Source organism: Shewanella hafniensis, from assembly GCF_019655335.1.
Lineage (GTDB): Bacteria > Pseudomonadota > Gammaproteobacteria > Enterobacterales > Shewanellaceae > Shewanella > Shewanella hafniensis.
In genome coordinates, this window is record NZ_BPFD01000006.1 from 42561 (window position 1) to 65991 (window position 23431).

The 23431-nt window shown below is 46.1% G+C and carries 25 protein-coding genes; 13 read left to right on the forward strand and 12 right to left on the reverse strand.

Features of this window, described 5'->3' with window-relative positions; all coding sequences use genetic code 11:
- Window positions 1-8: 8 nt before the first annotated feature.
- Entirely contained in the window at window positions 9-1724 is a 1716-nt protein-coding gene (locus K5Q99_RS03335; protein WP_220776046.1) for a putative bifunctional diguanylate cyclase/phosphodiesterase, read from the forward strand.
- 179 nt (window positions 1725-1903) lie between these two features.
- The gene (gene rimK, locus K5Q99_RS03340; RefSeq protein ID WP_220776047.1) at window positions 1904-2809 is read left to right on the forward strand and encodes a 30S ribosomal protein S6--L-glutamate ligase; all 906 of its coding nucleotides are present in this window, start codon (window positions 1904-1906) and stop codon (window positions 2807-2809) included.
- Window positions 2810-2896: 87 nt separating this feature from the next.
- Here rimK and K5Q99_RS03345 read toward each other — a convergent pair whose 3' ends face one another.
- From K5Q99_RS03345 to K5Q99_RS03360, 4 genes are all read right to left on the reverse strand, one after another.
- Complete coding sequence (locus tag K5Q99_RS03345) at window positions 2897-3589, reverse strand: TorF family putative porin (protein ID WP_220776048.1); 693 nt, start codon at window positions 3587-3589, stop codon at window positions 2897-2899.
- Between the two features lie 290 nt (window positions 3590-3879).
- Window positions 3880-4152, reverse strand: a complete 273-nt coding sequence (locus K5Q99_RS03350) for an HU family DNA-binding protein (protein ID WP_006079990.1) — start codon at window positions 4150-4152, stop codon at window positions 3880-3882.
- A 159-nt stretch (window positions 4153-4311) separates the two neighbouring features.
- The gene (locus K5Q99_RS03355) at window positions 4312-5109 is read right to left on the reverse strand and encodes a response regulator (protein WP_220776049.1); all 798 of its coding nucleotides are present in this window, start codon (window positions 5107-5109) and stop codon (window positions 4312-4314) included.
- An 83-nt stretch (window positions 5110-5192) separates the two neighbouring features.
- Window positions 5193-5573 (reverse strand): hypothetical protein, encoded by a 381-nt coding sequence (locus K5Q99_RS03360; RefSeq protein ID WP_106648235.1) that lies wholly within the window; start codon window positions 5571-5573, stop codon window positions 5193-5195.
- Window positions 5574-5703: 130 nt separating this feature from the next.
- Here K5Q99_RS03360 and K5Q99_RS03365 point away from each other — a divergent pair, with 130 nt between their 5' ends.
- Window positions 5704-6213, forward strand: coding sequence for a DUF4240 domain-containing protein (locus K5Q99_RS03365; RefSeq protein ID WP_220776050.1), 510 nt, complete (start codon window positions 5704-5706; stop codon window positions 6211-6213).
- Between the two features lie 12 nt (window positions 6214-6225).
- Here K5Q99_RS03365 and K5Q99_RS03370 read toward each other — a convergent pair whose 3' ends face one another.
- Together K5Q99_RS03370 and K5Q99_RS03375 are read right to left on the reverse strand one after the other, a co-directional pair.
- A complete protein-coding gene (locus K5Q99_RS03370; RefSeq protein WP_220776051.1) occupies window positions 6226-6540 on the reverse strand; it encodes a hypothetical protein in 315 nt (104 codons plus the stop codon).
- A 135-nt stretch (window positions 6541-6675) separates the two neighbouring features.
- Complete coding sequence (locus tag K5Q99_RS03375) at window positions 6676-6984, reverse strand: hypothetical protein (RefSeq protein WP_012090285.1); 309 nt, start codon at window positions 6982-6984, stop codon at window positions 6676-6678.
- 277 nt (window positions 6985-7261) lie between these two features.
- Between K5Q99_RS03375 and K5Q99_RS03380 the strand changes: the two genes are divergently transcribed.
- Window positions 7262-7786 (forward strand): DUF3016 domain-containing protein, encoded by a 525-nt coding sequence (locus K5Q99_RS03380; protein WP_006084240.1) that lies wholly within the window; start codon window positions 7262-7264, stop codon window positions 7784-7786.
- Between the two features lie 31 nt (window positions 7787-7817).
- Here the strand turns inward: K5Q99_RS03380 and K5Q99_RS03385 are convergent, their stop codons facing one another.
- Window positions 7818-9575, reverse strand: a complete 1758-nt coding sequence (locus K5Q99_RS03385) for a GGDEF domain-containing protein (RefSeq protein WP_220776052.1) — start codon at window positions 9573-9575, stop codon at window positions 7818-7820.
- Between the two features lie 159 nt (window positions 9576-9734).
- Entirely contained in the window at window positions 9735-10043 is a 309-nt protein-coding gene (locus K5Q99_RS03390; protein WP_106648231.1) for a prephenate dehydrogenase, read from the reverse strand.
- Window positions 10044-10091: 48 nt separating this feature from the next.
- Here K5Q99_RS03390 and K5Q99_RS03395 point away from each other — a divergent pair, with 48 nt between their 5' ends.
- Entirely contained in the window at window positions 10092-10994 is a 903-nt protein-coding gene (locus K5Q99_RS03395; protein WP_220776053.1) for a TraB/GumN family protein, read from the forward strand.
- Window positions 10995-11028: 34 nt separating this feature from the next.
- On the opposite strand, the gene K5Q99_RS03400 is transcribed toward K5Q99_RS03395, so the two are convergent.
- Window positions 11029-11802, reverse strand: coding sequence for a methyltransferase domain-containing protein (locus tag K5Q99_RS03400; protein ID WP_106648229.1), 774 nt, complete (start codon window positions 11800-11802; stop codon window positions 11029-11031).
- 727 nt (window positions 11803-12529) lie between these two features.
- Between K5Q99_RS03400 and K5Q99_RS03405 the strand changes: the two genes are divergently transcribed.
- Window positions 12530-13360 (forward strand): MaoC/PaaZ C-terminal domain-containing protein, encoded by an 831-nt coding sequence (locus K5Q99_RS03405; protein WP_106651707.1) that lies wholly within the window; start codon window positions 12530-12532, stop codon window positions 13358-13360.
- Window positions 13361-13440: 80 nt separating this feature from the next.
- Here the strand turns inward: K5Q99_RS03405 and K5Q99_RS03410 are convergent, their stop codons facing one another.
- Window positions 13441-14331, reverse strand: coding sequence for an aldo/keto reductase (locus tag K5Q99_RS03410; protein WP_220776054.1), 891 nt, complete (start codon window positions 14329-14331; stop codon window positions 13441-13443).
- 204 nt (window positions 14332-14535) lie between these two features.
- Between K5Q99_RS03410 and K5Q99_RS03415 the strand changes: the two genes are divergently transcribed.
- Complete coding sequence (locus tag K5Q99_RS03415) at window positions 14536-16293, forward strand: formate--tetrahydrofolate ligase (protein ID WP_220776055.1); 1758 nt, start codon at window positions 14536-14538, stop codon at window positions 16291-16293.
- A 160-nt stretch (window positions 16294-16453) separates the two neighbouring features.
- Here K5Q99_RS03415 and K5Q99_RS03420 read toward each other — a convergent pair whose 3' ends face one another.
- The gene (locus K5Q99_RS03420; protein ID WP_220776056.1) at window positions 16454-18103 is read right to left on the reverse strand and encodes a mechanosensitive ion channel domain-containing protein; all 1650 of its coding nucleotides are present in this window, start codon (window positions 18101-18103) and stop codon (window positions 16454-16456) included.
- A gap of 234 nt (window positions 18104-18337) precedes the next feature.
- Between K5Q99_RS03420 and K5Q99_RS03425 the strand changes: the two genes are divergently transcribed.
- A complete protein-coding gene (locus tag K5Q99_RS03425; protein ID WP_006084232.1) occupies window positions 18338-18667 on the forward strand; it encodes a hypothetical protein in 330 nt (109 codons plus the stop codon).
- A 115-nt stretch (window positions 18668-18782) separates the two neighbouring features.
- On the opposite strand, the gene K5Q99_RS22695 is transcribed toward K5Q99_RS03425, so the two are convergent.
- Window positions 18783-18908, reverse strand: a complete 126-nt coding sequence (locus K5Q99_RS22695; protein ID WP_106651706.1) for a hypothetical protein — start codon at window positions 18906-18908, stop codon at window positions 18783-18785.
- Window positions 18909-19198: 290 nt separating this feature from the next.
- On the opposite strand from K5Q99_RS22695, the gene K5Q99_RS03430 reads away from it, so the two are divergent.
- The 5 genes from K5Q99_RS03430 to K5Q99_RS03450 all read left to right on the forward strand — a co-directional run bounded on the left by K5Q99_RS03430 (window position 19199) and on the right by K5Q99_RS03450 (window position 23394).
- A complete protein-coding gene (locus tag K5Q99_RS03430; protein ID WP_106648225.1) occupies window positions 19199-19489 on the forward strand; it encodes an ABC-type zinc uptake system zinc chaperone in 291 nt (96 codons plus the stop codon).
- An 82-nt stretch (window positions 19490-19571) separates the two neighbouring features.
- Entirely contained in the window at window positions 19572-20792 is a 1221-nt protein-coding gene (locus tag K5Q99_RS03435) for a hypothetical protein (RefSeq protein WP_220776057.1), read from the forward strand.
- Entirely contained in the window at window positions 20776-21684 is a 909-nt protein-coding gene (locus K5Q99_RS03440) for a metal ABC transporter solute-binding protein, Zn/Mn family (protein ID WP_220776058.1), read from the forward strand. The genes K5Q99_RS03435 and K5Q99_RS03440 overlap by 17 nt, the downstream gene beginning before the upstream one ends.
- 4 nt (window positions 21685-21688) lie before the next feature.
- Entirely contained in the window at window positions 21689-22489 is an 801-nt protein-coding gene (locus K5Q99_RS03445) for a metal ABC transporter permease (protein ID WP_106648223.1), read from the forward strand.
- A 161-nt stretch (window positions 22490-22650) separates the two neighbouring features.
- Window positions 22651-23394 carry a 1-acylglycerol-3-phosphate O-acyltransferase gene (locus K5Q99_RS03450; RefSeq protein WP_012090274.1) on the forward strand — a complete coding sequence of 248 codons (744 nt, stop codon included), beginning with the start codon at window positions 22651-22653 and terminating at the stop codon, window positions 23392-23394.
- The last annotated feature ends 37 nt before the right edge of the window (window positions 23395-23431 follow it).

Here is a 23431-nt window from a genome sequence, read left to right on the forward strand (position 1 = left end):
GTGAGTATATGGATTTACTACTGATCGATGATGATGAAGTCGATAGAACGGCAATTATCCGAGCACTTAGACAGTCAAAATTGACGTTTAATGTGATCGAAGCAAATTGTGCATTTGATGGGTTAAATCTTGCTTTAGAACGCCATTTCGATGGCATTCTATTGGATTATTTATTGCCAGATGCCAATGGGTTAGAAGTGTTGATTAAGCTCAATGCCATGACGCAAGACCAGACTGTGGTCGTAATGCTGAGTCGCTATGAAGATGAGAAACTGGCCCAGCGCTGTATTGAACTAGGGGCACAGGACTTCTTGCTTAAAGATGAGGTCAACTCGCGGATACTAACCCGTGCGATTCGCTACGCAAAACAAAGATCTTCAATGGCATTGGCGTTACGTAATAGTCATCAAAAACTCAAAGAGCTGGCCGAGCACGACTCGCTCACTAAGTTGGTTAATCGTTATGGCTTTGAACTGTGTCTGAATCGAGCGATCGCAAGGGCGAAACGTTGCCACGATTATTTAGCCGTTATCTTACTCGATCTCGATGATTTTAAAGCGATCAATGACACTTTAGGCCACCAAACTGGTGATGTGCTGTTAGTTCAAGTGGCGGCCAGATTAAGTGAAGTGCTGCGCGATGGCGATATTATTGCCCGCTTAGGCGGGGACGAATTTGTCGTACTGGTGACGGATAACGATTATAAATATTTCCCCATGATAGTGGCCAATCGACTGCTAAAAGTCTTTGAGGACGTGTTTTGTCTCGGTGATAACGATGTACTTATTGGTGCCAGTATCGGCGTGGCTTTTTATAATGAAGCGGCTTCGAATAGTTCTGATCTGATGAAATGTGCCGATATCGCCATGTATCGCGCTAAAAAAATGGGCCGAAACCAGATTCAGTTTTACTCAGAAGCTTTAGATAAAGAGGTGCGCTACCGTAATCATATCGAATCAAGTTTGCGTATGGCATTAAAAAGAAATGAGTTTAAGGTCCATTATCAAGCACAGGTTAATGCGAAAACCCATCAGCTGGTGGGGATGGAAGCCCTCGTCCGTTGGCTGCATCCTGTAGATGGCATTATCGCCCCAGATCAATTTTTACCCATAGCCGAAGAAATTGGATTAATGGAGGACATTGATGATTGGGTGCTTGAACAAGCTTGTACTCAGGCTCAGGTTTGGCTAACCCAATTACAGCCGACAGGGAGAGAATTCACCATTGCCGTTAACCTGTCTGCATCGCAAATTGGCAATGAGAACCTGTTTGATAAAATAGCGAATACGCTGACTAAGACAGGACTTCCTGCTGTAGCATTAGAGCTTGAAATTACTGAAAATTGCCTTATTGAAGATCCCCATGAACATGCCAAAATGCTCGATAGAATCGCCAAGTTAGGGGTGTGTTTTGCCCTTGATGATTTTGGGACGGGTTTTTCGTCCTTAGAACATATCAAATTGTTTCCCATTAGCGTGCTGAAAATCGATAAAAGCTTTGTCGCTTCCTATGATAAGGATGATAAAGACACTCGTTTGCTCGCTGCATTACTTAACTTCGCCCATGGGTTTAATGTTATTTCTGTGGCGGAGGGAGTAGAAACCGTTGAGCAAGCAGAGTTTTGTACTGCGCGCCATTGCACGGTTTTACAAGGTTATTTGTTTTCTCGTCCCTTAGATGCAACGGAGTTTGAGGCTAAGTATATTCTGCCGCTGTTAACTTAAACCGAGTTCCGAGTGTGATAGGTCTTGAAGTATTTCATTAGCATAATGATTTCGTCTGGTGAGGAATATTTTCTTGCTTTACACTGAGCAATAGACAAATATCAGCCCCTTTTTCTGTCGCTGTGCTTTTGGTGCCGCAGAACGGTTTATTCACTCATGCTTAAGTTGGTCACTCAGCAATGAAAATAGGTATTTTATCCCAATTCCCCCAGTTGTATTCGACACAACGCTTAGTCGCGGCTTGCCAAAGTCGTGGACATGAAGCGGTCGTGATCAATACGCTGAATTGCTACATGAATATTAATTCTATTAAACCTAGCATTCATTATGAAGGTACTGAATTAGTTGGCTTTGATGCCATCATTCCGCGTATTCATGCTAGCGTGACTTTTTATGGTTGTGCCGTTGTACGTCAGTTTGAAATGATGGGCGTGTATGCCGCGAATGATTCGATCTCCATTGCGCGTTCTCGGGACAAATTACGGGCGCTGCAATTACTCTCCCGCAAAGGGATTGGTATGCCTGTGACAGGCTTTGCCAATAAGCCAAATGATATCCCCGACCTCATCAATATGGTGGGCGGCGCTCCGTTAGTCATTAAGTTACTCGAAGGTACTCAAGGGATTGGCGTGGTATTAGCTGAGACGAAAACGGCTGCTGAGAGCGTGATAGAAGCATTCTTGGGGCTGAAAGCGAATATCTTAGTGCAGGAATACATTAAAGAATCCAATGGCAGTGATATTCGTTGTTTTGTTGTCGGTGACAAGGTCATCGCCTCTATGAAGCGCCAAGGACCCGAGGGGGATTTTCGCTCTAATCTGCATTTGGGTGGCTGTGGTGAGGTGGTTAAAATCACTGCAGTGGAACGTAAAATGGCGATTGCGGCGGTGAAAGCGATGGGATTGGTGGTCGCTGGGGTGGATATTTTACGCTCTAATCGTGGTCCTTTGATCCTTGAGGTGAATTCGGCGCCAGGCATTGAAGGGATTGAACAAACCACAGGGATTTCAGTGACTGAGCCTATTGTTGAATATATCGAGAAAATGGTTGCGGCCCGTAAAACAAACCGGTCAATTATTGCCTAATAGGTGATGGTGATAAAATGACGCCACTTTTTAAGGTGGCGTTTTTTTATGCTTAGAGCTTAGACGTAAGATCCTAAATGTTAGATCTTAGAGATCAAAGCTGTAGGAATATCCGAGTACCAGTTTGGCATCATCATCGGTGAGATCGGTATCAGAAACCATGAACGACACTGTGCCCATGCTGGTATCTGCACTGAGTGTGACGTTATAGTCGGCATAGTTATCTTCGCCAAACCAAGATTGCACAACATCACCGCTTGAGTAGCCATAGTGCACTGATAAGCTAAGTTTTTCAGTGAGAGGCACAGAGACAGTCGCGGCAAGATAGCTGAGATCTTTATTATCTAACGGATCGGTGGCGACATCGTCACCGGCATTGATGACATGGGAGTAACCCAGTTCAAGCCACTTCCAAGTCACTGCAGCATGGAGTTCACCAAAATCAATGCTGCCAGGAGCGTCTGGGTAGGCGTAGTAGAGGTAGCCAAAGTCGTAACTGATGTCTTCGGTAATATTGCCACCATAACCCGCGTAGAGATCTAGCTCGTAGCTCGTATCGTCACCAAAATCCACATTTGATGCCCAAGTGCCGGCATAAAATCCAGAATCATGGCTGTAGTCAATCCCACCTTGGATTGCGACCACATCGTTAGTTTGGGTCGCACCGCGCCATAGGTAATTAGAGGTACCACCAATGTTGCCTGAAACGGCTGCAAAGGCATTGCCAGCCAGTAACATTCCCGTCGATAAGGCCAAAACGCTATACAGTGATTTCTTCATGCTCATCCCCTCGATTGACTTATTTATCGATTCACCATTGGCGCACTTAAGTAAGCAGTGGTCATTAGTGCATCTTGGTTTTTTTCTAAGAAGGGATTTGCTAATCACATGCCACTATTACAATCATATATAAAACAATACATTAGAATATCAAGTGTTAATGAAATGTTTTTATTTGCCAGCTTATGGGGCAGAGGCGCACTCTTGTTGTGCAAAAAATATTCAGTATTTCACTCGAATTGGGCAAAAAAAACGCCTCACAATGGAGGCGTTGTATTGAATTTTATAACTTAGTTTACGCTGTCGCGTAGGGTTTTACCCGCTTTAAACTTAGGCACAGTCGCTTCAGCGATTTGAATTTCTTTACCCGTTTGTGGGTTACGGCCAGTGCGAGCAGCACGAGTCGCAGTTTCAAACGAACCGAAGCCTACGATGGAGATTTTGTCACCATTTTTCATTGATTCGGTAATGGCTGCTTCAAAAGACTTCAATGCGCGTGCGGCTTCTACTTTCGTTAGATCGGCATTTTCTGCAATTTTGGCGATAAGTTCAGTTTTGTTCATTTTTATTGTCTCTTCTTTCCGTAGATTTATTTGAAATAAGCGTGCCTAACATGCCATAAGGTCTAACACTTGGAAAGCCTTTTGCGTCTAGCGTGCAGCAGGATGTTCAGTAAAGTGCAGAATATTTACTCAGTTCGTGACTTAAGTTTTATTCTGGTTTTATTCTTCTAACAGTTGATAGAGTAATTTTTTAACCAATTTGGGTTCAAAGGGCTTGTCGCATAAGGCATTCACCCCCGCTTGGGACACATTGCTGAGGTGGGTATCGTTGGCTTCGGAAGATACCATCAAGATGGGAATGTGCGATTGCTGGCTTTCGCTGCGAATATATTGAGTCAGCGCAAGACCATCTACGCTGGGCATATTGTAGTCAGTGATGACTAAGTCGAACATATTGTTTTTCATCAACGCTATGGCCTGTGCACCATCCTCGGCCTCGGTAATCAGTTTCATCCCTAAGTTACCGATAGTGCGTTTAATGACATTTCTTGCCATACGGCTATCATCGACCACTAATACGCGCACATCTTGCACATCGAAGTTACTGAGGTCGAGTTCATCGTGGCTGAGCAGATCGATAGTGGCATTTAAGGCTGTGGCTAAATGGTCTGCACTGAAGGGCTTAGGCAGGATAGCGACCACACCCGATTGGCGGAATATCTCAAGTTGCTCACGGCGACACTCACTCGAGACCAGCATAAATTGAATATCTTTGCAGTCCGCGCTAGCCCTTAGGTAACCCAAAAGATCAATGGCGGTGCCATCATCAAAATGCATGGCGCTGGCGATAAGATCGGGTTTGTGGCGAACAATAATAGCTTTAGCCGCTTCGATATTTTCTGCGGTTTGAATGCTGAGAATGCCTTCTTGTTGTAAGCGTTGAATAATTATTCGACGCTGGATATCTGAAGGTTCTACCAAAAGAATGGATAGTTCACTGGGCGATAAATGGCTCATAGTCTACTTCAAGTTAAGAGTCGCAAGTATTTTATTGGGTCGCTAAGCTACGCTATTAGTAACAGCTTAGCAACAAATGTCCATTACCGTGTTTGACGGGTCAAATAATGACTCGTGACCTTAGAAAATGCGATCCAATACTGCAAGAGTAAAATGACAATAATGCTTATTGTCAGCGGCAACATAGGAATATTGTGGCCAGAAACAACCACTTTTACATCTTCAGGTGTAATACGGTAGGCAATAATCGCTGTCATGCCTAGGGCTGAAAATCCTAAGGTTTGCATGCCAATATAAATCTTCAATACTAAGCTCGACCACGGCGTGCGCATCATTATGCCAACGAGCACGGGGATGACGCCTAGGGTGAATACATCAAAGGATTGCGTTGTCACAGCCCGTAAAAGTGCGGCAATGCTGAAGAGGCAATATAAAGAGATCAGTAGCATAAGACGTTTAGGCATAGATGGATATGTAGACAGGTAGCGAAGAAGATGAGCAAGTGTAGGAAATGCCCTAATCCGAGTCCAGCATAACCTTAATATCGTGTAGAATAAGCCTTTTGCGAAAGGCTTATTCTATTAGGTGAAGTTTATGACAGAAGTTGAGTTTTGGAGTTTAGTCACGCGTACGGAAGCGGCGCAATCACAGGAGTCTTTGGCTCAAGCACTGAAGCAGAAACTCGCCGAACTGAGTCATGAAGAGTTAAAAGCCTTCGATAAAATCTTTGGTCAGCAGATGCGCCGGAGCTATTTGTGGTCGGTTTGGGGCGCGGCTTACATTATTACGGGCTGTGATTCTGAATATGCCTTTGCCGAATTCAGGTGTTTTTTGATTTCACTCGGCAAAGAAATCTACGATGGTGTGGTTAATCAGCCTGACACTTTAGCGCGTTTAGTCGCTTGGCCAGAGCGAGATGCCTATGCTTATCCCTTTGTGGATGAATACGATCTTATTGCAGGGCAATTATACGAAGATAGAACCGGTGAGGAACTGCCCTTTATGCCATCGGGCAAGGCGACGCCCGCGGGGAAAAAATTTAGTACTAAGCCCAAGGATTTAAAGCTGCAATACCCTGAGCTCAGCGCCCGTTTTCCATTTTAATCTTGCAATCGCTTATGAGCGTAAACAGGCATTGGTTGTCACATCGAATGTCATGCCGTATTTAGGGCAGATATCATTCATAAACTCATGTTCCTGTGCGGTTAATTGCTGAGAAAAATCTTGCTTAAGCTGCTCAGTCATTTGGGTTTCAGCCGCATATTGCGCCTGAGCCAATTTGCTAAAATGAGCGTTAACCGCCTGTTGTTGACTCACGGTCAATGGCGCCGCATGGCTTGAAAGACTAATGCTAGTTCCGAATGTTAGTAGGGCCAATAAAGCGATTTTATGTGAGTAAGATTTTGATAAGTTAACTGTTTTTAGGTTCATAGGTAAGCTCCAAATTAAAAATTACGTTTAACACGTCAGTTCTAAATCGTGCATCCTTAGACGGTAAAGAAAACGAGTTGTGCTTTGAGGGGCTTAGCTTATTGTATAAATATTGAACCTATGCTGAACGGTTAGTTAGCGCTCATTTTTCATTTCTTTGCATTGAAACCCTTGCTTGCGAGTATCGAACTGGCACATAGAACCACATTCCCAAGGTACATCGTCGTAGAAGGCTGATTGTTCGCGTGCAAAATCGCGGCAGGTCTCATAGCTGTCAAAGTTATCGGTTTTTTTATACTTCCCCGAGTCATAGCCATGGTTATAGATAAAGGCTGACCATGTTTTAGGGCCGGTATTTTTATCACTCGGGGAGATAAACCAAATCGCACTAACTACGCAGGTAAACAGGATAAGAATGAACACAGGTACAACGGGGAATTTCATTTTTATTAAGTGAGCCATGTAAACAATAGCGGAAGGATAACGTTTTTTTTGTGGTTATGCGCGTAAAATGTTCACAAATTGATAACTATGCACTTACTTAGTGCAGTCTCGATACAAAAAGATACGTGTCAATTGTGGTTGAACTATAAAATTTACTCATTTATACAAAAGCTTACACTGCGTTAGCTGTACTTATATCAGTTTTGCGTTAAGCTCTAGTTCAGGTTAGATTTTGTACTGTGGTTTCCAGAAAGTTATCTAGGCCTTGGAGGCAAATATGAAAATTAAGTCCCTTTTACTCGCAGGTGTATTAAGTTGCAGTGCGGCTTGGGCAGCCGACGAAGCGCCTGTGAATCCCGTCACCGAAGATGGCGTGGTTAAAATTGTTTGGCAAAGTCCTAAGGATTTTCGCGATATTAAATCATCCGGGGAAATCCAATCCCGCTATGAGAAGCGCTTATTTGAGACGTTAACAGAAAATATTAACAAAGAAGCCGCGAAGATTTTAAAACCAAATCAAAAGCTTGAAATGACCATTACCGATGTTGATCTGGCGGGTGATATGCGCCCAACCTTTGGTGCGACCGCTAATGATTTGCGGATTATTAAAGACATTTATCCACCGCGTATAACTTTTTCCTATCAAGTGTTAGAAAACGACAAAGTGATTATTGCGGGTGATGAAAAACTGTCGGATATGGGCTTTATGGATGGAATTAAATCTTTAACCGATAAACCTTTTATCTACGAAACCAAAATGTTGACTGATTGGTTAAAGAAGACGATTGCCCCACAACTTTAATCCTTCAATCGTTAAATTGGTCACTTAAGACTCAAGCACTGAGCGCTTGGGTTTCGATAGCAAGGTGATTTTCTAACAGGTAAAATCCGTTATTCGCGGATTTTGCCTGTTTTTTTGCCTTAGCACTTAAGGTCGACAGGCTGTGTTCATTGGCATTAAAAGTCAGTGCTGGTGGCAAAATGCCCACACACAGACTGATCAACTGATGGTAACAGGCTTCACCTTGTCTATCGTCGGCGAGCATCTCTTGGGCTTGCCAATGCTCGGCGCTGTAAAACAAATGCTTATGGGTTTCAAAGTCCGCAAGGATTCGTTGGCAACGGCTGATCATATGTTCACAGGTGCTGATAATCACAAAGTCATCGCCGCCGACATGGCCGACAAAACAATTGTCGCTTTTATACTTCAGTAACAGATTCGCCACTTCACAAATCACTTCATCGCCGCGACAAAAGCCATAAATATCGTTATAGGGCTTAAAGTTACACAAATCAAAATAGGCCAGATAAAAGTGTTTCTTTTGGATCTTAAGGCGTTTTAATTCCTCTTGAATGGGCACATTGCCCGGCAAGTCTGTCAGAGGGTTCGCGTGGCGGGCCATCTTAATTCTGTGCTCTGTGATCCTTTGCAGTAAATCCTTAGTGTGGCCTATGCCGAGAAGTTTGCCACGGCGAAGGATAATGAACTGCTGAGCAACTGTATTGGCCGTCTCTGAGGTCAGCAATTGGCTCACTGTAGATAAGGGTTCGTTGGCTTCAATTTGGATAACCTGCGGGTCCATCACTTCACTTACGGCATGATTTTCATGCAAGGCACGACCATAGGGCGTACTGAAAAGCTCGAGTAAGGTTGCGCGGCTGATAATCCCCAGCGGTAACTGATTATCGACCACAACCACCGCCTGCAGTGCGGGTTGCGAGCTAAAGGTGTCACTTAAAAATTTGAGTTTGAGTGTGGGCGCAACTGTGATGGCATTTGTGCACAGGCTTTCGGCGGATTCGCTGTATCTAGGTTGAATTTGGGTATTGTTTGGCACTAAGGTCGCTTTCATCGCGCGGCAGGGGAGCACTTCTGGACGCCCTAGCAAATAGCCTTGGCAATAGACGATACCCAGTTGTTTGAGTACGGCTAATTCCTCTTGCGTTTCAATCCCTTCTGCTATCACTTTGCAGGTTAAGCTTTGGCATAACTCCACAATCGAGCGGACAAACTCCTGTTTGACAGGGGTCGAATCAATTTCATGGATAAAGTGGCGGTCAATTTTGACATAGTCGGGCGACAATTCTGACCAGAGCCTTAAACCGGAATAACCTGCGCCTAAGTCATCGATGGCCGTTAAAAAACCTTGGCTGCGATAATGATTCAAGCAAGATTTAAGTAAGTCGATATCATCGGCGGGATATTGCTCTGACAGCTCAATCACCACCTGCGATGGCGCTATGCCGAGTTGTTGCAACAGCTGTAAGGTCATGCCCTTGGGGTGCGCAGGGTCTAACAACGCCTTGGGCGAGATATTGATAAACAGCTTGCCTTGGAACTGACGCAGCTTAAATTGTTCGAGTGAAATGCGCCGACAAAGGGTTTCTAACTCGCTTAACTTGCCTTCATGCTCGGCGGTCTGAAATAGCGGCACTGGAGAGTATAACGGGCTGTGTTCAGGGCCGCGGCTCAAGGCTTCAAAACCGTGGATTTTATGTTCTAATATATTGAAAATTGGCTGAAATAAGGGACTGATTGCCGCTTTAGAAATTATTTTATCGAGCTCTTTAGCCAGATCTAAACTTGTCATTACGTCAGCCCTTTCGTCTATGTGAGCGGAGTCTATGACTTAGAAATGACAAAATGATGACAATTTTGAGGGCGCTTAGCGTTAGCTATGCTGGGGTTTGAATGGATAGCAGATGAAAAGAGCTGAAGACTACTGGCGAGTTTCAGCTCTTAATCAAGCTTAGCTTTGCGTCTTAAAGGCCTGCAATGTTTGCAGTAACGCACCGAGCTGGCGCACATAGGTTTCGAGTTCTTTAGCATCGAGCGCCTCATATTCTTCCATACGAGTTAAGTCATCGACCAACTCTTGTACATAGGGCAGAAAACGATTACTCGAAGCGATAAAACCTTGTTCTGCCGTAAATATGCTGGTGAAGTTTCCATGGCCAGCTTTCTTTAGCTCATCTAACTTAGCGTCGGCGTCTATGGCTTGGCGATAGGCGATTTGAAGATTCTCTTTCAGTTGCTCTATAACCTTGGTATGTGGCATAACAGCGTCTCATTGCAAAATTTGCAGGAATTATAAGGGGCAAAGGATATGGCAACAAGCCAATGGCGATTAATTGCAGCAATCTGTTTTCTGGCGTTGACGGGTTGGAGCACCAAAGCGGTGAGTGCCGAAACCGATAAGCCGCCATTTTATCAAGTGCAATGGCAAGGAAAGAGCGCGTATCTGCTGGGCTCGATTCATATTGGACGTGCCGATTTTTATCCTTTACCCACTCAAATTGAAACCGCGCTTAGTAAAGCGCAGGGCCTAGTCGTGGAAGTCGATATGAATAAAGCCGATAGCAATGCCTTGCTGCAACAATACGGCCGCGCCGATAAAACCAAAGGTTTAGATTGGCAGAGCCGAGATAAACAAACGGTTGAGAGCATGACGCCCTATTGCGCTGCCACGGCCAATGTTTGTCAGTCGATTCAATCCTTCGCGCCTTGGCTGCAAGCCACGCAACTTAACTTAATGCGTTATAACAACTTAGGTTACAGCACGGATTATGGTGTTGATATGCAGCTAATGGCCCGCCATGCGGCTTTACCTGTGTATCAATTAGAAACCGCCGAGTCGCAATTTCAGTTATTAGCGTCCTTTGATAGCCAAGCACAGTGGACTATGGTGCGTGAGGCCATTAGTACGTCGGATGCCGATCTTTTATCGTTAATTACGGCTTGGCGGTCGGGTAATGAAACTGAGCTTGATAACATAATGCAGGAGCAAATGGGCGGCGAGGACGACACTGAAATGCTAGAGAAAATTCTCTGGCGGCGAAACCATGTGATGGCCGACGGCATTATAAAATTAATGGGCTCGACTGACGTGGCTTCACCATTATTTGTGGTGGTTGGTGCGGGTCATGTGGTGGGCGATAAGAGTGTGGTGCAATTGCTAGAACGAGCAGGCGCCAAAGTGAGCGCCTGCTGGAAACAGACTTGCCAGTAATTGTTTAGGTCGCTGCGCTTAGAGCGACGCGCATTTAACCTGTAGGACTCTGCCCTAAAAAGTGTACATATCGACCCAGCGAAATATAGGGCTCGCGTTGTGAATACTCGAGCTCCATTTGCAGCAGTTTTTGATAATCGAAGTCCACTGGCTGACTTTTTTTCAAATAGTCGTGGATCACCCGCACGCCAGACTGACAGATGAGTGACATCTGCCACTCGCTAAACCAATCTTTAACCTCTTGAATATAAAGTGGGTGTGTGGGCGTTAGCCGTACTTTCTTCTTTACTTTTAAATCTGCGGCGACGTAATCGAAATTGCCCGACACTAAGGCATGAAAGCGCATGGCTTCTTTGTTGTAAAACATCAAAGAGAATAATCCCGCGGGTTTAAGCATAGTGAGTAGGCCCGCCATCGTGGGCTTAGCATCCGTTAACCATTCGACGACTGCATGGCACAATATGATATCGAAATAGCCATGTTGCTCGACCGACAGAGCTTGAATAGGCGCATGGATTAGCTGGATAGCTAATGGTTCAGGCGATGCATCTATCTGCTCTTGCGCTTGCGCCAACATCTCCGCCGAGATATCGCACAGCACCACTTCGTGGCCGAGGCGGGCTAATTTCTGGCTAAAGTAACCAAAACCACCGCCCGCATCTAATACCCTGAGTTTTCTATCTCCCAGTTTTACTAGCGCAGGTGCGAGGTCGCGCCACAGTACAGCGGCACGAATGTCGCCTTTAGGCGTACCATAAATATTTTTCGCAAATTTTTGCGCGAGCTTATCAAAATTCTTATCTTGCACGTGATAACTAGGTTAAAGAGAGTGGAACGATAGTGTGGCACAGACGTAAATTTTTCGCACTCAGGAGATGTTATCGCCGAGTCGAGATGGGTAAATTTGTATCATAATATTTTAATTCATTGATTTTATTTGTAGTAATTATTCCTACTAAACTTAGGGATACACAGAACTCTGTCCTCTGGGTTATAATCACGCCGTTTTCGACAAACCTGACTCTATATACCCAAGCGACCTGAAAATACGAGTTTCAGAGCGCCTAGGGTGCTTCAATTCAAGGCGCATCAATGACAGAATGTCGGCCACCTTTTGAATTGATGCAACACGGAAGTGAAGTGCCCTAGACGCTCCGTCCCGGCGGGTTTTAACGCACTTTATGCTGTGTTGGTTATTTTGAACTTAGTCCACTAGGTCCGCAAATAACCGCAATCGCCATGGATGGCGTGAATGCCATTTATGCAGGAGCAATAAAGGGCCTTGCCTAAAGTGCGTTAAATTCCCGCTGAATCCTGCATTTTCAGGTTGTTTGGGTATAGTTGTCCATTCGGTGAGTCAGCATCAGCCCTTATTAAGACGCAGCGCTGCCTGTTTTACACTCGTTATCAACTTGATTGAGCAGACGTTACTCGTCTGTGCGGGGTAATTTATGGCAATGCATTTATGTGCCAAGGGATAGTTAATTAAAAGGTACTCAGACTTGAATAATGCATATTGTGTTGAATTGAACGCGATGCCGTCGCTGTTTTCTCTTTATCGCAAGATCTTCTTTGGCCGTAAGCCGGGTTGGGATCAGCAACCGCTGCCCTATATAAAGGTGACTGCGCCGCATGTGACTGTGTCTGAAACTAAAGTAAGCCAATATGCGCAGGTGTGTGGTTTTCAATTTGACGGTAAAGTGCTGCCGCCAACCTATTTGTATGTGATGGCATTTCGCCTGCATGCGGTGATTTTTACCCACGATGGCATCACTTTCCCGCTGCTTGGGATGATCCACCTAAAGAACCGCATTCAAGTGTATCGCCCTGTAACGGTTGACGAGACTTTCTCCCTCGAGTGCGCCTTGACGACGAGCCGTGAGACGGATTCTGGCTTAGAATTTGAATTTGTGTCTAAGGCGTTTGTGGGTGAAGAACTCGTTTGGGAATCGCTTTCCACCTATTTATATCGTATCGATGTCGCTGGACGTCGGGTTCGTCCACCTAAAGCCATTGATATGGCGTGGGAAACGCCACAAAGCTGGAGTTTGAGTGAAGATTTAGGTCGTCGTTATGCTAAGGCATCTGGTGACTATAACTTGATCCACTTGCATCCTGTGCTCTCAAAGCGTTTTGGTTTTGATCGCGTGCTCGCCCATGGTATGTGGTCTAAGGCCCGTTGTTTGGCGGAGTTGATGCCAAGTATTGGCGATCGTCCATTTACTGTGGATGTGACCTTTAAACTGCCACTCTTGATGCCTGCCGATGTTGGATTTGGCTATGAGCAGAATGCTAATAATATGGTATTTGAGTTACGTGACAGCAAAGGTCGTCGCCCTCATTTAAGTGGCGATGTGCAGTTTTAAGTCGCATTCAATAATACATATAACAACGGCGCCTTCTGGCGCCGTTGTTGTTTATGGTTGTTGCGTTTGGGAGGTAAAAATTAAGGTACGCTGTGACCCATAGATGCCTGCCAAATACTGAACCATTGCTGGCGATCGAGCTGGATCTCATTGGAGGCAACGGCGCGCTTTATCCGCTCGATATTGCCACTGCCGATAAGCGGCACGGGTCGGCTTGGTAGCATACGAACCCAGGCATAAATCACTTGGCTGATATCTTGGGCTCCCACTTGCTCGGCGATGAGCTTGAGGGTTTGATGCAAGCGAACCGCCTGTGGGTTCGTGGTTTCAAAAATCTTTCCGCCTGCTAAGCACGACCAAGCCATAGGCCGAATACGACGTTGCTGGCACAGATCGAGCGTACCGTCGTGTAAGGTGCTCATCGCCAGTGGCGAGAGTTCCACTTGATTGGTGACTAAAGGGGCATCTAAGCGCGATTGCAACAAGGAAAACTGTGCATTAGTGAAGTTCGATACGCCAAAATGTTGTACTTTGCCTGCTTGCTTGAGGCTCTTAAATGCCTCGGCGACCGCATCAGCGTCCATTAGGGGATCGGGCCTGTGGATCAGCAGCAGATCTAAATAATCGGTATTAAGCTGTTTAAGGGAATGCTCGACACTGGCAATAATATGCTCACAGGAAGTGTCGTAGTGATTGACGTAGCGCTCAGGGCGGCACGCAAACGCGGGTTTAATACCGCATTTACTGACAATTTGCATCTGTTGGCGCAGTGCTGGCTTTAAGGCTAATGCCTCGCCAAACAAGGTTTCGCATTGATATTCGCCATAAATATCAGCGTGATCCATAGTGGTCACGCCTAATTCTAGGTATTGCTCAATCAGGCTAAGGCGCTGCATGGGCGTCATGTCCCAGCTTTCCATTCGCCAGAAACCAGCAACAAATTCAGAAAAAGTGAAATGGGACTCGCTCATGCTGTTCCTCTTGGGGACTGTGTGCTTTTGATTTATAGGGCGCAGGGCAAAATATTTGATGCAGATTAAGGAATCGCTCATTAACCCTTTCGATGGCTATATATCTTAAAGCCAATCACCTAATATCCGCCCTATTCAATGAGTGTTGTGCTTAGCAACCCCTCATACTAAACCAAAGCGTATCTGAAAGGGAGAAATCGACGCATGCTGACAGATATGGATATTTCGAGTCGCGCAAGCCTTAAAAACATCACCGAACTGGGCACCGACTTAGGCCTGTTACCCGAAGAGATGATGCTATTTGGTCACACTAAAGCCAAGGTGGAGCTTAGTGTGTTGCAGCGTTTAGCGGGGCAACGCAAAGGTAAATTGATTATCGTCACCGCAGTTACGCCTACACCCCACGGCGAAGGTAAAACGGTGACGAGCATTGGCTTAACACAATCGTTAAATGCCATAGGCCAAAAGGCCTGTGCTTGTATTCGCCAGCCCAGCATGGGACCTGTGTTTGGGGTGAAAGGCGGTGCTGCGGGTGGCGGTTATGCGCAAGTGGTGCCCATGCAAGAGATGAACTTACATCTCACGGGCGATATTCACGCCGTCAGCAGTGCCCACAATTTAGGGGCGGCGGCGATTGCGGCGCGGCTATTTCACGAGGCGCGCTTAGGTAAAGCAGAATTTGAAGCGCAATCCGGACAAGCATTTTTGGCTATCGATCCCAAGGAGATCCGCTGGCATCGAGTAGTCGATCATAATGATCGCAGCCTTAGGCAAATCCAGGTGGGCTTAGGCGACAATAACGGCCCAGAGTACGGATCTAGCTTTGATATTACCGCCGCCTCTGAGTTGATGGCGATTTTAGCCTTAAGTCATGATTTGGCGGATCTGCGGGCGCGGATCGGTCGTTTAGTGCTGGCCTTAAATACCCAAGGGCAAGTGATTACCGCCGACGATTTAGGTGTGGCTGGCGCGATGACGGCCATCATGGCCGATGCAATAAAACCGACGTTAATGCAGACCTTAAATGGCTCGCCTTGCCTTATTCATTCAGGGCCCTTTGCCAATATTGCCCACGGTAACTCTTCGATCATTGCCGATGATATTGCCCTCAGGTTGGCGGACTTTGTGGTGACTGAAGGCGGTTTCGGCTCGGATATGGGCTTTGAAAAGTTCTGTAATATCAAAGTACGTCAATCGGGGCAGGCGCCAGCCGCCGCTGTGTTGGTGACGACTTTAAAAGCGCTGAAGGCCAATAGTGGCTTGGTATCTGAGGCGGATAGCAATGTATCAAATATCCATGTGCCAAACATAAGCGCGACAAACAGCAATGCCCTTGATAAGGCTCGACTCGAAGCGGGCTTTGCAAATTTAAACTGGCATATCAACAATGTGGCGCGTTATGGCGTTCCTGTGGTGGTGGCTATTAATCGTTTCGCCACTGATTCTGATGCTGAGTTGCAATGGCTAACGGAAGCCGTCAATGCGAGCGCTGCCTTTGGCTGTGAAATTAGCGATGCCTTCAGCCAAGGGGAAGCGGGCGCTATCGCCTTAGCGCAAACTGTGGTTCGCGCCGCTGAAACTAAAAGTCAGTTCAAGCTGTTATATCCAGATGAAGCCTCATTGGAGGCTAAGTTATCCACCTTAGCCGAAGTAGGCTATGGCGCTAAAGGCGTGAGTCTGTCTATCGAGGCGAAACAACAGGCGCAGCAACTGACCGCGCTTGGCTATGGACATTTGCCTTTGTGTATGGCTAAAACGCCGTTATCCATTAGCCACGATCCTAGCTTAAAGGGTGTTCCTAAGGATTTTGTGGTGCCAGTGCGAGAGTTAGTGTTACATGCGGGGGCGGGATTCATTACCGCCTTAGTGGGTAATGTGATGACTATGCCAGGACTTGGGCTGAAACCGGGATACTTGAAAATCGATATTGATGCCAAAGGCGAGATAGTCGGTTTGGGCTAACGTTTAGATTCAATACAAACGTTTAGATTCAATACAAACGCTTAGATACAAAACTAACTGTGCTGAGATAGAAAAGGGCGAGCTGACAGCTACGCCCTTTGACTCAGTTAATGTGCTAATACTGTTTTAGTGCTAACGCTTTAGCGCTGTTTTAAAACGGTTATTTCGTGGTTTGATAGATATGCACATCGCGCTGCGGGAACGGAATGCTGATCCCTTCGGCGTCAAAGCGCATTTTCACTTCGCGGGTAATGTCCCAATACACTTCCCAGTAATCTTCCGGTTTTGCCCATGGGCGCACGATAAAGTCCACCGAAGATTCTCCTAGCAGATGCAGTTTAATCGTCGGCTCTGGCAATGGCTGTACTTTAGGATGGGCCTCGACGATGGATTTGAGAATCGCTTCAGCATGTTCTATGTTGTCGCTGTAACCAATACCAAATGTCATATCCACCCGGCGTTGGTGCTCGACCGTGATGTTGTTAATAGTGTCGCCCCAAATCTTATTATTAGGAATAATAAGACGTTGGTTATCCATGGTTTTTATCGTGGTCGAGACCAAACTCATGTGGCTCACTCGACCTGTGACGCCAGCGGCGTTGATCAAGTCTCCCACATCGTAGGGACGATAAATTAAGATCATCATCCCAGAGGCAAAGTTCGACAGAGTATCTTGCAAGGCAAAACCAATAATCACACCCGCGATACCAAAGCCTGCGAGCAGCGGCCCAAGTTCGATCCCAAGTTGAGACAGGGCGATCAAGAGTCCGATAGTAAAGACGGCTTTGCCTGATAGCGAAGTAAAGAAGTCTTGTAATAACTTGCTCAAATTCAATTTAGAATTGCTAACAGTATTCTTCACTATCTGTTTGGCTAACTTACCCGCGAGACCCGCGATAAATAAGATCAAGCAGAATACAAATAACTTAAACACGACCGTAGGGCCATGATTTATCGCTTGTTCCTGCGCCGTGTTCAGCCATTGCTCGATTAAGCTTGAGGCCACATCAAAGCTCAACACATCCTGAGTAATATCGCCTGACACACTGAACAAGGTCTTTTTCAGCGCGGCAGTATCTTGGCCTAAAGCATCGAGTAAGTTGATGTCGATATTTAAGCTTTGGCTATTTTGGGCTAAGCGTTCCTTTAGCATCATCACGTGGCTGGTTTGCGCCGACGTAACGTCTTTACCTGCACTGGTTGCGGTATCGACTGCGGCTTGCAGTTGCTGCTGAGTGTAAGTCACTAAACTTTCGAGCATATCTGCACGCGCAATTAAAATTTGCAGCAGTGACTTTTGCGCTTCACTAATATCTTGGCCAACTTGTTCGAGCCAATTGAGTGTCTCGAGTTGTTGTTTGTAATAGGTGTCTTTGTCTAATTCGCGCTTAGCGATATCGAGCAGAATCGCATCATCTTTACCTGAGCCTAATTGCTGCTCTAATTTATCAATGTTGTCATCGATATAGCTATCAATCTGTTGGATGTAGTTCAATTGCCCTTGGATCAATGGCTGCAGAAAAGCACTGTCGATCGGTGTTGCTTCGAGCAGATCTTTAATCTTATTACGTAACTGTAAGGTTTTGTTTTGAATGCGATATTCGACAATCGTCTTCAACTCACCTTTTGCATGTTTTAGTTTATGGATATCGGTATCGATAGCCTGTTGCAACATAGCCAGTTCAGCTTTGACCGCCACAGGTGTGGTTGATGTGTTATCGGTTACCGCGACAGGTTCGGCTTGCGTTGGAGATGAAAGGCTTAACAATGGAATAAATAGGGCAAACACTAGAGCGAGGTAGCGATGCATAGGAATGGTCTTAAGTTGAAATATGTTTGGCTATGATAGTGGCTGCCGGATTGACTGTAAAACGCCGTCGCGTGAAATTGGCCTCGGAGCTAAGGTTTTTTGTAGTAGGGGTGTATTAGGCTTATTGCTGGTACCCGTATCTTCGACAATATTAGCCTTTTATCAGCATTTGCTGGCCGTAGTCTGGCTGGGATCTGGTAAACTTGCGCATCGCTATTTAGGAATCGTGTTTTCATGTTGTGTTCCCATTGTAATCAGTACATCAAGGTCAGTGATATCACCCAGCAAAGAGGCAAAGGTTTTGATGCTCAAGTGCGTTGTCCCCACTGCACCGCTTGGTTAGGCCGTAGCCCAACATTGGCTAAGCTTAAGTTATTGGGCTTTTATTTGAGTGTGTTTACGGCGGGATACAGTTATTTTGATGCCTCAGTGCGGCACTTTGCGATCCCAGTGATGATTTTTTCGCTGATGTTGTTGTTTGTGAGTCACTTTATGGACCAAGTGATCACCATTGAAGCGCCGGAACCCGTCGATGATAGTGACCAAAGACAGAAGTACCGATAACAAGAAGACAATTTGTTGATGCGCAAATGAGTCGAGTGCCTTTAGCGGGCGCTCAAGGTATAGCGAAGCAGGTGTTTATTGTGGCGAATTATCGCCGTCGCGAGTGGGCCTTTGCTTACTGAACGACTTGTTCTTGGGCCGCTAATGAGTGCTCAACGTAGTAAATTCCACCAAATATCACCACGCTGAAAATCACTATCCCTAAGATAATCCCTAAGTTTTCACGAAAAAATGCTAGCATGTGAGTTGCCTTTTGGTGGTTGAAAATGGACGCCATATCGAGCTCAATTTTGCCGCTGTGCTCGCTGACATAAAAACTAAATACACTATAGTTACACTCACTTAAGCTAATCTTAAATGCACTCTTTTAGCAGCATTCCCGCAAGGATTCGCCGTAATGGGCGAGGCCAGTTGTCGCTAAGATTACCCACCTCAAATATCTTGTAACCTTTTGCAAAGTGATTACCTTATTGCAACTTGCTATGGCCCTGACATAGACTTATGCAACTTTTTAACTATGGGGACGACTGAGTGAGACTTAAACGTCACATTAGACGCACGATTTCGATATGGCTTTCGGCCATCTTGATATTGCTGTCTTTTGCCGCCTCAGCCCATAGTGTGACCCATCTTGACGATGGGGCTAAGACCCACTGTACCCTGTGCTTCCATCAGCACCAGCTCAACAAGATTCTATTGACCCAACCGCTGACGCTTAATTTAGGCGTACAGCATTTCGATGTGGTCGAATTTGTTTTACCCCCCTCCATTTCTGAACACGTCAGTGTTTATCGCAGTCGTGCGCCTCCTGTCACGCTCTAAATCAACTCAAACATTTTAACTTATTGTATTTCTTGATGACTTTATATCAGTCGTCGAGTGCTAGTTGTATTTTGGAGATATCATGACTGTTTTAAATACCCGAATTTCTTTGGTGGCTTTGGCGTGTGCGTTTGTATCGCCTAGCTTATTGGCTGAAGATTCGAGCCTCACGAACCCAGCGATCAGCGCCGTATTAAATGGTTACTATCAAACGGGTGAGCGCCCATTAGCCGAGAGTCCAGATGGCTTTGGTTTAGGCGAGACTGAACTGGCGATGAGTGCCAATATCGATGATATGTTTTACGGTAAAATCACCGCAGTAGTTGAAATGCATGACGGTGACACTGAGCTGAATCTTGAAGAAGCCTTCATTCAAACCATGGCGATGCCAGCGGGATTATCTATCCGTGGTGGCCGTTTCCTATCGGACATTGGTTACCTCAATAACCAACATTTACACACAGATTCTTTCACCGACCGTCCAGTAGTTTACCGCGCATTTTTAGGCGGCCATTACTTCGATGACGGTATACGTTTCAACTACGTAGCGCCAACCGACTTGTATTGGACTATGGGCGTTGAGGCCTTTAAGGGTGACAGTTTACGTGCTGCCGATGAGCATGGTGAACGTGAGTTTAAGAAGGTCGGCGTTTATACCTTGTACTCAAAAATCGGTGGCGACATAGGCGATAACAGCTCATGGCAAGCGGGGTTGAGTTACTTGCGCAACGAAAATGGCCAAGTGACTGCCCATGAAGAAGGGGAGCATGAAGATGAGCATGCCCATGGTGATGAGCATGCCCATGGTGATGAGCATGCCCATGGTGATGAGCACGAAGGTCATAGCCATGCCGCATCTTACACAGGTAAAAATACCTATGGTGCTGATTTTGTTTATAAGTGGGCACCTAACGGTAACTACAAATATCAAAATCTCACTGTGAGCGGTGAGTACTATCGCGTGAGCGATTTTACTCCTATCGATTTACATCCTGAGGATGCACCGAGCCAAGATTACCACCAAGGTTGGTATTTGAGCAGTGTGTACCAATTCACGCCGAGCTGGTCAGCGGGTGTGCGTTACGGTGAAGCTGATACGCAAGAGCTCCATGGCGATCATTTCCATGGGCAGAAGTTGAAAGAATCTGAGGTGAGTTTGGCTTGGCATTCTAGCCATTTCTCGACGGTTCGTTTCCAGTATACCAATCAAAAGGGTACTAACTTTGACGGAATTGAAGACGACAACATCTTCACTATTCAATACATTATGTCTCTGGGGGCTCACGGTGCGCATCAATTCTAATTTAGCTAAATTGGCCGCAGTGGCCTTATCTGTCACTTATACCGGTTTGGCCCACGCCGAATTAAACGTGTTTGCCTGTGAACCTGAATACGCGGCATTGACCAAGGAGCTTGCTCCAACGGCGAGCATCTATTCGGCAACAACGGCATTACAGGACCCGCATCAAGTGCAGGCACGTCCGAGTTTGATCGCCAAAATGCGTCAGGCGGATCTTGTGGTCTGCGCCGGTGCCGATCTTGAGGTGGGTTGGTTGCCTATGCTGCAGATGAAGTCGGCAAACGCAAAAGTGCGCTCGACCGATCACGGCTTATTTTTCGCCGCCGATCAAATCGAGACCTTAGATAAGCTGGCCAGTGTCGATCGCAGCATGGGTGATGTGCATGTTCAAGGCAATCCACATATTCATTTTGACCCGACGCGACTGTTAAAAGTCGCCACGGCATTGAGTGCGAAGCTGACTCAGTTAGATCCTGCTGGTGCGGCTGACTATCAAAAATCACTGGCAGATTTTACCACTCGCTGGCAAGCTGCTGTCCCGCGTTGGGAAGCGCAAGCTAAGGGATTACAAGGTAAAAAAGTGATTGCTTACCACTCAAGCTTCAGATACTTATTCAATTGGATTGGTATCGAGCAAGTGGCGGATTTAGAGCCTAAACCGGGTTTAGCTCCAACGAGCGGCCACTTAGCGAGCCTGCTGACGCGCGCCGAGCAAGGGGATATTCTGGCGGTGGTCGTGGCCTCTTATCAGGACGAGCGCGGTGCAAAATGGCTGGGTGAGAAAGCGAACTTGCCCGTGGTAATGCTGCCTATGTCTGTGGGTGGTAACGATAAGAGCCAAGATTTATTTAGCCTTTATGACAGCGTGATTTCCCTCTTAAATGGAGTGAAATAAACCTATGTTTGATCTTGAACTGATGTCGATTCTGTTGCCTGCATTGGCGGCGGGGATCTTAGTGTTGTCGACGCATATTGTACTTGGAAGACAAGTACTTAAGCGTGGCATTATCTTTATCGATTTAGCGATAGCGCAAGTTGCCGCCTTAGGCGCGATTGTCGCTCACATGGACCACAGATTAGAAGACATGCCGTTTGCTAATGTGTGGATGCCAGCGCTGTTTGCCCTCGCGGGCGCAGGGTTTATCGCTTGGTTATCTAAGCGGATGGCGGGTGAGTTGGAGGCAATGATCGGCTGCTTTTATGTGTTGTCTGCGGTAGCGGCTATGTTGCTGCTGGCGAACGACCCACACGGCGCCGAGCTGTTAAAGCAATTGATGTCAGGTCAGATCCTGTGGGTGAGTTGGTCACAACTGATTTTGCCGGCAGTAGTATATTCGCTGGTGTTATTGGCGATATTCCTGCGTCCCCAGATATTGGATGGTGCAGGGTTTTATCTGCTATTTGCGCTGGTCATTACCTTGTCGGTGGAATTAGTAGGTGTTTATCTGGTATTCAGTACCTTGATATTGCCCGCTCTCGCGCTGAACAAGTATTGCGGCAAAGGTCGGTTGTTTTACGCTTACCTCGTCGGTTTGTTGGGTTATGTTCTAGGATTAGTCCTGTCGGCAACCTTAGATCTGCCCAGCGGTGCGGCGATTGTCGCGACTTTGGCCGTGAGCGCCTTAGTGATCCGTTTAGTGTTAGCTAAAGTTGCGCCTCAGACAACGGGATCTGAAATCCTGCCAAAGCACCACGCTTAGATAAATATTGATATAAAAGCCCATAGATACACTGGATTTTCAGTATATCGATGGGCTTTTTTGCTTGCTTGTTAGCAAGTCAGCTTACAGATGTAAACAATATATTGAGTCCCAAAGCCATGGTAGCTATACTGACGCCACTTTTACAGTCGGAGTAAATCGTGCTTTTAATCGTCAGATCAATGCTGTTGGCGGTGTCATTGTTGCTTGCCTTTATTTTTGGTGGCTTAGTGTGTTTATTAAGACCTCGCCACCGCGACAATGTACATATGTTCGCCAAGATCTTCTCATCGGTCGCCCCGATCCTTGGGATCAAAGTGATTGTACGTCGACATAAAGATGTGCAGGATGGCCCCTATATTTTCCTCGCAAATCATCAGAATAACTTCGATCTTTTCACTCACACGACTGCGGTACCTAAAGGGACTGTGAGTTTGGGCAAAAAGAGTTTGGCGTGGATGCCATTATTCGGTCAAATCTATTGGTTGTCAGGAAATATTCTGATCGACCGCAAAAACCGTCACAGTGCTTTTGATACTATGGCGAAAACCGTGGAAAAAATTAAACAGAAGAATTTGTCTGTGTGGATTTTCCCTGAAGGGACACGTTCACGTGGGCGCGGTTTGTTACCTTTTAAAGCGGGCGCTTTCCATACGGCGATTGCGGCGGGAGTGCCTGTTGTGCCGGTATTGGCCTCGTGCCAAAGCCATATTAAGCTCAATCGCTGGAATAACGGTGTGGTGATTATCGATATGATGGCACCTGTGCCGACCGCAGGTTTAGATAAAGCCGATGTGAAAAACTTCTCTGCGCAAATTCATGCCAGCATGTCGGCGAGATTTGCTGAGATAAATCAAGAGGCGGCAGCACTTATGGGTAAAACTCTCGCGAGTGATGACGTATAATGCCAATTTGAGCCAGATTTACCTTAACGGAGACAAA

Bases quoted from the DNA above. Each gene is read 5' to 3' on its own strand.
- K5Q99_RS03335 (WP_220776046.1), top strand. From the start codon at position 9: ATGGATTTACTACTGATCGATGATGATGAAGTCGATAGAACGGCAATT.
- rimK (WP_220776047.1), top strand. From the start codon at position 1,904: ATGAAAATAGGTATTTTATCCCAATTCCCCCAGTTGTATTCGACACAA.
- K5Q99_RS03345 (WP_220776048.1), bottom strand. From the start codon at position 3,589: ATGAAGAAATCACTGTATAGCGTTTTGGCCTTATCGACGGGAATGTTA.
- K5Q99_RS03350 (WP_006079990.1), bottom strand. From the start codon at position 4,152: ATGAACAAAACTGAACTTATCGCCAAAATTGCAGAAAATGCCGATCTA.
- K5Q99_RS03355 (WP_220776049.1), bottom strand. From the start codon at position 5,109: ATGAGCCATTTATCGCCCAGTGAACTATCCATTCTTTTGGTAGAACCT.
- K5Q99_RS03360 (WP_106648235.1), bottom strand. From the start codon at position 5,573: ATGCCTAAACGTCTTATGCTACTGATCTCTTTATATTGCCTCTTCAGC.
- K5Q99_RS03365 (WP_220776050.1), top strand. From the start codon at position 5,704: ATGACAGAAGTTGAGTTTTGGAGTTTAGTCACGCGTACGGAAGCGGCG.
- K5Q99_RS03370 (WP_220776051.1), bottom strand. From the start codon at position 6,540: ATGAACCTAAAAACAGTTAACTTATCAAAATCTTACTCACATAAAATC.
- K5Q99_RS03375 (WP_012090285.1), bottom strand. From the start codon at position 6,984: ATGAAATTCCCCGTTGTACCTGTGTTCATTCTTATCCTGTTTACCTGC.
- K5Q99_RS03380 (WP_006084240.1), top strand. From the start codon at position 7,262: ATGAAAATTAAGTCCCTTTTACTCGCAGGTGTATTAAGTTGCAGTGCG.
- K5Q99_RS03385 (WP_220776052.1), bottom strand. From the start codon at position 9,575: ATGACAAGTTTAGATCTGGCTAAAGAGCTCGATAAAATAATTTCTAAA.
- K5Q99_RS03390 (WP_106648231.1), bottom strand. From the start codon at position 10,043: ATGCCACATACCAAGGTTATAGAGCAACTGAAAGAGAATCTTCAAATC.
- K5Q99_RS03395 (WP_220776053.1), top strand. From the start codon at position 10,092: ATGGCAACAAGCCAATGGCGATTAATTGCAGCAATCTGTTTTCTGGCG.
- K5Q99_RS03405 (WP_106651707.1), top strand. From the start codon at position 12,530: ATGCCGTCGCTGTTTTCTCTTTATCGCAAGATCTTCTTTGGCCGTAAG.
- K5Q99_RS03410 (WP_220776054.1), bottom strand. From the start codon at position 14,331: ATGAGCGAGTCCCATTTCACTTTTTCTGAATTTGTTGCTGGTTTCTGG.
- K5Q99_RS03415 (WP_220776055.1), top strand. From the start codon at position 14,536: ATGCTGACAGATATGGATATTTCGAGTCGCGCAAGCCTTAAAAACATC.
- K5Q99_RS03420 (WP_220776056.1), bottom strand. From the start codon at position 18,103: ATGCATCGCTACCTCGCTCTAGTGTTTGCCCTATTTATTCCATTGTTA.
- K5Q99_RS03425 (WP_006084232.1), top strand. From the start codon at position 18,338: ATGTTGTGTTCCCATTGTAATCAGTACATCAAGGTCAGTGATATCACC.
- K5Q99_RS22695 (WP_106651706.1), bottom strand. From the start codon at position 18,908: ATGCTAGCATTTTTTCGTGAAAACTTAGGGATTATCTTAGGGATAGTG.
- K5Q99_RS03435 (WP_220776057.1), top strand. From the start codon at position 19,572: ATGACTGTTTTAAATACCCGAATTTCTTTGGTGGCTTTGGCGTGTGCG.
- K5Q99_RS03445 (WP_106648223.1), top strand. From the start codon at position 21,689: ATGTTTGATCTTGAACTGATGTCGATTCTGTTGCCTGCATTGGCGGCG.